General features: G+C 55.7%; 8 protein-coding genes. 6 read left to right on the forward strand and 2 right to left on the reverse strand.

Translation table 11 applies throughout. From position 1 onward, the window contains the following. The first annotated feature begins 19 nt into the window (after window positions 1-19). The 5 genes from B3873_RS13155 (at window position 20) to B3873_RS13175 (ending at window position 3,881) form a co-directional block, all read left to right on the forward strand. Window positions 20-922, forward strand: coding sequence for a hypothetical protein (locus tag B3873_RS13155; RefSeq protein WP_286866594.1), 903 nt, complete (start codon window positions 20-22; stop codon window positions 920-922). Between the two features lie 10 nt (window positions 923-932). Next, window positions 933-1,394, forward strand: coding sequence for a hypothetical protein (locus B3873_RS13160; protein WP_276841229.1), 462 nt, complete (start codon window positions 933-935; stop codon window positions 1,392-1,394). A 15-nt stretch (window positions 1,395-1,409) separates the two neighbouring features. Next, window positions 1,410-1,940 carry a hypothetical protein gene (locus B3873_RS13165; RefSeq protein WP_286866597.1) on the forward strand — a complete coding sequence of 177 codons (531 nt, stop codon included), beginning with the start codon at window positions 1,410-1,412 and terminating at the stop codon, window positions 1,938-1,940. Between the two features lie 501 nt (window positions 1,941-2,441). Next, on the forward strand, window positions 2,442-3,107 hold the full coding sequence (locus B3873_RS13170; RefSeq protein WP_276841225.1) for a GAD-like domain-containing protein: 666 nt from the start codon (window positions 2,442-2,444) through the stop codon (window positions 3,105-3,107). A gap of 96 nt (window positions 3,108-3,203) precedes the next feature. After that, on the forward strand, window positions 3,204-3,881 hold the full coding sequence (locus B3873_RS13175; protein ID WP_286866598.1) for a GAD-like domain-containing protein: 678 nt from the start codon (window positions 3,204-3,206) through the stop codon (window positions 3,879-3,881). Window positions 3,882-4,025: 144 nt separating this feature from the next. Here B3873_RS13175 and B3873_RS13180 read toward each other — a convergent pair whose 3' ends face one another. Beyond that, window positions 4,026-4,976: a 2-hydroxyacid dehydrogenase gene (locus tag B3873_RS13180; RefSeq protein WP_286866599.1), complete on the reverse strand. Its 951-nt coding sequence runs from the start codon at window positions 4,974-4,976 to the stop codon at window positions 4,026-4,028. Window positions 4,977-5,086: 110 nt separating this feature from the next. Further along, window positions 5,087-5,521, reverse strand: a complete 435-nt coding sequence (locus B3873_RS13185) for an acyl-CoA thioesterase (RefSeq protein ID WP_008331921.1) — start codon at window positions 5,519-5,521, stop codon at window positions 5,087-5,089. A gap of 159 nt (window positions 5,522-5,680) precedes the next feature. Between B3873_RS13185 and B3873_RS13190 the strand changes: the two genes are divergently transcribed. Beyond that, a partial coding sequence (locus B3873_RS13190) for an ABCB family ABC transporter ATP-binding protein/permease (protein WP_286866600.1) occupies window positions 5,681-7,114 on the forward strand: 1,434 nt, incomplete at its 3' end.

Here is a 7,114-nt window from a genome sequence, read left to right on the forward strand (position 1 = left end):
GGATGCGGGGTGCGCTGCCATGACGACCAAGGGAGTCATCCTCGAACAGGCGGACAGGTCCGTCACGCGCATCGAGCCGCACGGTGGCGGAGCCAATGCCGCCATCAAGGCTGAGACTGCGGCCGAGAAAACGTTTTGGCAGAAGTCCAGTCCCTGGGTGCATGGGGTGCTGGGGGTTGCCAGCTTCGTTCCGGGGTTGTCTGTCATCACCGGGGCGATCGATGCGGCGATCTATACCGCCGAAGGCGACTATGTTGAAGCGGGGATTGCTGCGGCGAGCATGATACCGGGGGGCAAAGTCGTTACAACGGCAGGCAAGGTAGCGAAGCGAGCCGTGAGTGCGGCAAGAGTCGCCAAGGGAGCGCGCGAAGCTGAAGAGGCGGCCAAAGCCGCGAGGGTCACAAAAGAAGCGGTGGAAACTGCCAAAGCTGCGAAGGAAGCCAATGCTGTGAAGGCGACCCAAGCGGGCAGCGGAGGCAACAGGGGCGGCAAGGACACGACTGTAAAGAAAAAGGGGAGGGGGCCTTGCGATCATTTGCGACAGGGAAGTGGCAAAGGGCCTTATCGTGGGGGCGCACATGGCAAGACGAAGAAGCCAACTAAGGATGGAAAGGATTCGCATCACATGCCAGCTGATGATGTCAGCCCGTTGAAGCGCAATGACGGTCCTGCAATTCAGATGGATCCAGAAGATCACAAAGATACATCGAGTAATGGCTCTAACGGACTTCAAGGAGAGGTATATCGTAAGGTGCTTAAAGGCATGCTAAAAAACGACGAGTGGAGAAAGGCCATGACTATCGAAATAAAGGATGTACGCCGGATATCCAGAGATATCGGTAACCCGCGAAAATACAATGAAGCCATGCTTGAAATGCTCGAATACTTCAAATGTCTCCACAAAAACGGATTACTGAACTAGCGGGAAAACTATGATTAGCCAATTTGACATCAAACCGTATTTAGGTGCTGGAGATCTTCGCTTTGGTATGACCCATGCAATGGTTGAAGAGTTAATCGGCGCTGCGTCGAGGAAAAAGAAAGGCTTCTTGGGAGAGACCATCGAGTACAGAAGAGAAAATGGACTACTTACCACTTACGGATTGAATACTAACGAGCTCGTTGAAGTGGGATTCAGCCGGAACATACTCGAATTGGAGTATGAAGGCATCCAGCTATTCACTCATCCACCACGGGATGTATTCAGCAGCCTGGTCAATATCGACGGTAGTCCCTACGAAAGTGTTGGATTTATTGTTTTGCTCAATCTCGGTATGACGCTGACGGGATTTCATGATGATGATATTTACCAGCGGGCAGTCACCGTGTTCGCACGAGGCCGCTGGGATGGCCAGCTTAGTGACTTGAAGCCTTTTGATTTAGCCAATTTTTAAATCCATTACATCTCAATGCGTCCAGTGATCAGAATTCCTAAACCGTTCAACGCAGTCAGATTTCATAATCGAAACGGCAACCCTGGAAAAAAATTTCATGGCCCGCTGAAAATAGAAGAAGTCATTCCCTATATTGGACTTGATTACGTCCGGTTCGGAATGACACCTGCTGAGGTTGCTCAGATCTGGGGGGAGCCCCATAGCCGTGCAGTGAATTTCTTAAAGCAGTATGTGGAGTACAGAGGCAGTGTATCGACAACGTACTCATCCGAAAACCAGCTCATTGAGATTGGCCTCTCGCGACATTGTACTGATGCCAGATTGGAAAATATCCAGATATTCTCGCCGCCAAAAAGAAGTCGCCTCGTCGAGTTATTGAATCTCGACAAAGTCGCTTATGAAGATGTGGGAATAATTGTCTTCAAGAACCTCGGTATTTCGGTGACGGGATTCGAGCATTCTGACGACGACGACCTGGCAATCTCAGCTTTTTCTCGCGGCCATTGGGATGAAGATCTTGAGGCAATGAGAGCGTATCAGCTTTGAATTTTTGACCGTCATGCAAGAACATATCATTACGTCTTACATAGGCGTCGGACCACTTAAGTTTGGAATGACTAAGGGCGAGGTTCATACAGTTTAGGCGCGCCGTTATCCGTAGAGAAAAGTCTCTTCTTCGGAGAAACAAAAGAGTTTTGGAGCGAGAACGGTCTACAGTTATCTTTTTCGGAAACAGGCGAGAGGTTGTTGGAGATTAGTCTGTCTCCCAATCTTTCAGATGTCCAACTGAATGGACTCAAATTGTTCGAGGTCCCAGGTCCGTATGCTTTTAAGGTTCTGCATGATTGGGGCAACGCACCTCTTTCAATTGCTGGTGCGAGTATCTTTCTCAAACTCGGATTGGCCCCCGGCGGATTTCTGTACGACGATGACAATGACAAATCGGTGACAGCGTTTGCAAATGGGCGATGGGATTGGCTGTCAAAAAATCGACGCCTTTGATTGCCTGCGATGTCATTGAAGGTTTTGCCGTGGCAAGTGAGTGAGATGAGAGACGAAGGATTTAAATATTTTATTAGTAACTTTGGCGAGGCTACAAAGAGTTCCATGGTGCCCGTCGCAAGCCTTGAGAAATGGCGCGGTAAGCTGCCAGATAAGTTATTGAAATACTGGGCGCAAGAAGGATGGTGCGAATATTCGAATGGCCTCTTCAGCACAGTTAACCCTGATGACTATGAAGACCTCGTTGATGAGTGGCTTGCAGACACGGGATTGGGTGAGATTGACGCGTTTCACGTGATTGCAAGGTCTGCATTTGGCGACCTCTATTTGTTTGGCGAGAAGACAGGGCGCAGTGCAACAGTTCACTGTGCCGTCAACATGGTTCTTGCGCTGAAAAATGAATTGAAAGAAAAAACTAAGGAAGATTTGGATTCTTCAATCCGTTCGTTTTTTGCGTTTAGCGATCCGGCGCGGTTTGATATCAAAGACGAGAACGGACAGCCGCTCTTCGAACGCGCCAAGTCAAAACTCGGTCCGCTTGAACCACACGAAATATATGGTTTCGAGCCCGCCATCGTGCTAGGAGGAAAAATCCTTTTGGAAAATCTGGCAAAAGTGAATGCCAAGGTACACCTGACGATTCTCCGTCAATTCGCCGATCCGGAATTGCCTCTCTCGGGGATCGATATTAAAAAGTTGCTCAATTCTTGAACCATGCAGCCATGAAAGGATGACTCAAAAAAAGGACAGTCAAAAATTAGGCGTAGCACCTTATTTTTCTAAAAGGAATAAAGCCAAGGAAACGAGATGAGAGATGAAGACTTCGAATATTTTTCAAGCAAATTTGGCGAGGCCACCAAGCGCACTCCGGTACCGGCCAAAAGCCTAAACAAATGGCGCAACAAACTCCCCGATCAGCTATTGAAATACTGGGAGCAAGAAGGCTGGTGCGAATATGCCAATGGACTCTTTTGCACGGTTAACCCTGATGACTATGCAGGTCTCGTCGATGACTGGCTCGCAGACACAGAATTGGAGGGGGTTGACGTCTTCCACGTCATTGCGAGGTCTGCATTTGGCGAACTTTACGTGTGTGGTGAGAAGACCGGCAGCAGCCTTTCGATGAACTGCGTGCTCAATAGTGTCTCTGCTTTCGAAAATGAACTGAAGCCCAAATCCAAAGAAGACTTGGATTTTTCGATTCGTTCGCTATTCGCATTCCTTAAGCCAGATGAGTGTGATGTGGAAGACGAGGATGGTCAGCCCCTCTTCGAACGTGCGCGATCCAAACTAGGTCCGCTTGAACCGCATGAAATATATGGTTTCCAGCCCGCCATCGTCCTGGGCGGGAGTTTCCTGCTCGAAAATCTGGTGAAAGTGAAGGCCAATGTGCACCTGACGCTTCTCCGCATGTTCGGCGAGCCGACATTCCCATTCTCGGGGATCGACATTGAAGAGTGGCTGGACGAGTCAGACACGCAGTAGTGATAGCACACCCCAAGTCATCACCCAAGTAGGGAATGACTCAGGACAAGACTCCTTGGACTGAACCGCTTTCCCTGAACCCATCAGCAAAAAGCCGCTGTCCATGAACCCCCTCCGGTAGCGGCTTTCCCCCTGTATGAAGCTTCAATCAGGTACCGGCGTCACAACCGGCTTGCCAGAAAAATGCGCCTGCAAATTGGTGAACGCCAGTTCCGCCATGGCGGTCCTGGTGACCAGCGTGCCGCTGGCCATGTGCGGCGTCAGCACCACGTTCTCCAGCGCGGCCAGTTCGGCCGGAATGTTCGGCTCATTCTCGAACACGTCCAGCCCCGCACCGGCGATCGTTCCAGCCTGCAGCGCCGCGATGAGTGCTTTTTCATCCACCACCGAACCACGCGCCACATTGATGAGGAAGCCCTTGGGGCCCAGCGCCTCCAGCACCTCGGCATTCACCAGCGCGCGCGTCCCGGCACCACCCGGCGTGATCATCACCAGGAAATCGACCTCGCGTGCCAGCGAGACGATGTCTTCCGCATAGGTGTAGGGCACGTCCTTGCGCGAACGGTTGTGATACGCAATCTGCATGTCGAACGCCGCCGCCCGCTGCGCGATGGCTTGCCCAATGCGGCCCAGGCCGACGATGCCCAGGCGCGCGCCGCTGACCTTGGTGGTGAAGGGGAAAGGCCCCTTCTTCCATTCGCCGCTGCGGGCAAAGCGGTCGGCCCGCACCACGTTGCGCGCCACGGCCAGCATCAGGGCAATGGCCATGTCGGCTACATCCTCGGTGAGCACGTCAGGCGTGTGGGTCACATGGATGCCGCGCTCGCGGGCAGCCGGTACATCCACCCCGTCATAGCCGACCCCGAACACCGAGACAATCTCCAGCGCCGGGAAGCGTGCCATGAACTCGCGCCCGACCTTGGCTTCGCCATTGGCCGCAATGCCGCGCACCTGCAGCGCGATGGCAGCGAGAGCTTCATCGGTGAGCGGATCGAGGATGAGGTTGTGGCAGGTGAAGTTCTGCTGCAGCAAGTCCAGCAGGTGCTGCGGCAGACGCGCGACGATGAGGACGACAGGGCGGTTGGGGGATGTCATGGGCAGTATGAAGAGGAAGAGGAAGACAGTGAGGGAGGCATAACGATACGTCTGCGCTGCACCCTGCAGGCTGAAAAATTTTCAAGCCCGCAGGAGGGGAAGGGCGGCGCTCAGATCGCCGGGCTGGCGCCCGCTTCGCGCACCGGATCCAGCGGCGGCAGCGGGCGCGGCTTGCGGTTTTCATCGGTGGCCACGTAGGTGAGGGTGGCTTCGGTCACCTTGACGATTTCGGTCTGCAGGCGATTGCGCTCGGCATAGACTTCGACGTTGACGGTGATGGAGGTATTGCCGACCTTGACGATATCGGCATAGAAGGACAGCAGGTCCCCCACGAACACCGGATTCTTGAACAGGAAGGAATTGACCGCAATGGTCGCCACTCGCCCGTTGGCGCGGCGCGTGGCCGGCAGCGAGCCGGCGATGTCGACCTGGGCCATGATCCAGCCACCGAAGACGTCGCCATAGACATTGGCATCCGACGGCATGGGCATGACGCGCAGCTGTGGTGCCTTGCCCGGCGGAAGTTGGGAAACGGTGGATGACATGGAAGGCTCCTTTGCAGGTGGTGTCCGGCGGCGCGCCGGGATGGCTCTTATAATTCGGGTTTGCGGGTTTGCGCCCGCAGGCGCGGCAACGGCCTAGTGTATCGGATGTTGCCCTCCTGCTGTGTTGCCGTGCCCGACCCCTTTCAACCCGACCCGCCCATGCGCCGCTACCCCAATTCCGCCTCCTCATCGCAAGCCCCCATCAAACGCCAGCGTGGCGACTGGGAAGTCGTCCGCACGCTGCTGCCCTACCTGTGGACTTACAAGTGGCGCGTGATGCTGGCGCTGGCCTTCCTGGTCGGGGCCAAGCTGGCCAACGTAGGCGTGCCGCTGGTGTTGAAGAGACTGGTCGATGCCATGACCATCACGCCGACCCATCCGCAAGCCCTGCTGGTGCTGCCTCTCGGCCTGCTGGTGGCCTACGGCGCGCTGCGGCTGGCCACGGCGCTCTTCACCGAATTGCGCGAACTCATGTTTGCCCGCGTGACGCAGCGCGCCGTGCGCACCATCGCGCTGCAGGTCTTCCGCCACCTGCATGCGCTGTCGCTGCGCTTCCACCTGAACCGCCAGACCGGCGGCATGACGCGCGATATCGAACGCGGCACGCGCGGGGTCTCCACGCTGGTGTCCTATACGCTCTTCTCGATCCTGCCGACCATCATCGAGATCGTGCTGGTGCTGGCCTACCTGAGCACGCATTACGACATCTGGTTCTCGCTCATCACGGCCGGTGCGCTGGTGCTCTACATCCTCTTCACCATCACCGTGACCGAGTGGCGAACGCATTTCCGCCGCACCATGAATGAGCTGGATTCGCATGCCAACACGCGCGCCATCGATTCGCTGCTCAACTACGAGACGGTGAAATATTTCGGCAACGAGGAATTCGAAGCGCGCCGCTATGACGAAGGCCTGCAGCGCTATGAACGCGCGGCCGTCAAATCGCAGAGTTCGCTGTCGCTGCTCAACACCGGGCAGTCGGCCATCATCGCCATCGCCGTCACGCTCATCCTGTGGCGCGCCATCGCCGGCGTCATCGATGGCAGCATGACGCTGGGCGACATGGTGCTGGTCAATGCCTTCATGATCCAGCTCTACATTCCGCTCAATTTCCTGGGCGTGCTCTATCGCGAGATCAAACAGAGCCTGGCCGACATGGAACGGCTGTTCTCGCTGCTGGAAGAAAACCGCGAAGTGGCCGACCGGCCCGGTGCCCAGCCCTTGAAGACGCAGGGCGCGGAGCTGCATTTCGAGCATGTCGACTTCAGCTACGAGCGCAATCGCCAGATCCTCTTCGATGTCGATTTCAAGGTGCAGGCCGGCACCACCACGGCCGTGGTCGGCCACAGCGGCTCGGGCAAGTCGACCCTCTCGCGCCTGCTGTATCGCTTCTACGATGTCGACCAGGGCGCCATCCGCATCGATGGCCAGGACCTGCGCAATGTCACGCAAGCCTCGCTGCGCCAGGCCATCGGCATCGTGCCGCAGGACACGGTGCTCTTCAACGACACCATCGAATACAACATCGCCTACGGCAAGCCGGGGGCCACGCGCGAGCAGATCGTGGCGGCGGCCAAGGCGGCCTACATCCAC

Source organism: Herbaspirillum sp. UBA812 (assembly GCF_002296545.1).
GTDB classification, from domain to species: domain Bacteria; phylum Pseudomonadota; class Gammaproteobacteria; order Burkholderiales; family Burkholderiaceae_D; genus Herbaspirillum; species Herbaspirillum huttiense.

What these genes read in the sequence shown, in the direction of transcription:
- B3873_RS13160 (WP_276841229.1), top strand. Translation starts at nt 933, where the DNA reads ATGATTAGCCAATTTGACATCAAACCGTATTTAGGTGCTGGAGATCTT.
- B3873_RS13180 (WP_286866599.1), bottom strand. Translation starts at nt 4,976, where the DNA reads ATGACATCCCCCAACCGCCCTGTCGTCCTCATCGTCGCGCGTCTGCCG.
- B3873_RS13175 (WP_286866598.1), top strand. Translation starts at nt 3,204, where the DNA reads ATGAGAGATGAAGACTTCGAATATTTTTCAAGCAAATTTGGCGAGGCC.
- B3873_RS13165 (WP_286866597.1), top strand. Translation starts at nt 1,410, where the DNA reads ATGCGTCCAGTGATCAGAATTCCTAAACCGTTCAACGCAGTCAGATTT.
- B3873_RS13185 (WP_008331921.1), bottom strand. Translation starts at nt 5,521, where the DNA reads ATGTCATCCACCGTTTCCCAACTTCCGCCGGGCAAGGCACCACAGCTG.
- B3873_RS13170 (WP_276841225.1), top strand. Translation starts at nt 2,442, where the DNA reads ATGAGAGACGAAGGATTTAAATATTTTATTAGTAACTTTGGCGAGGCT.
- B3873_RS13155 (WP_286866594.1), top strand. Translation starts at nt 20, where the DNA reads ATGACGACCAAGGGAGTCATCCTCGAACAGGCGGACAGGTCCGTCACG.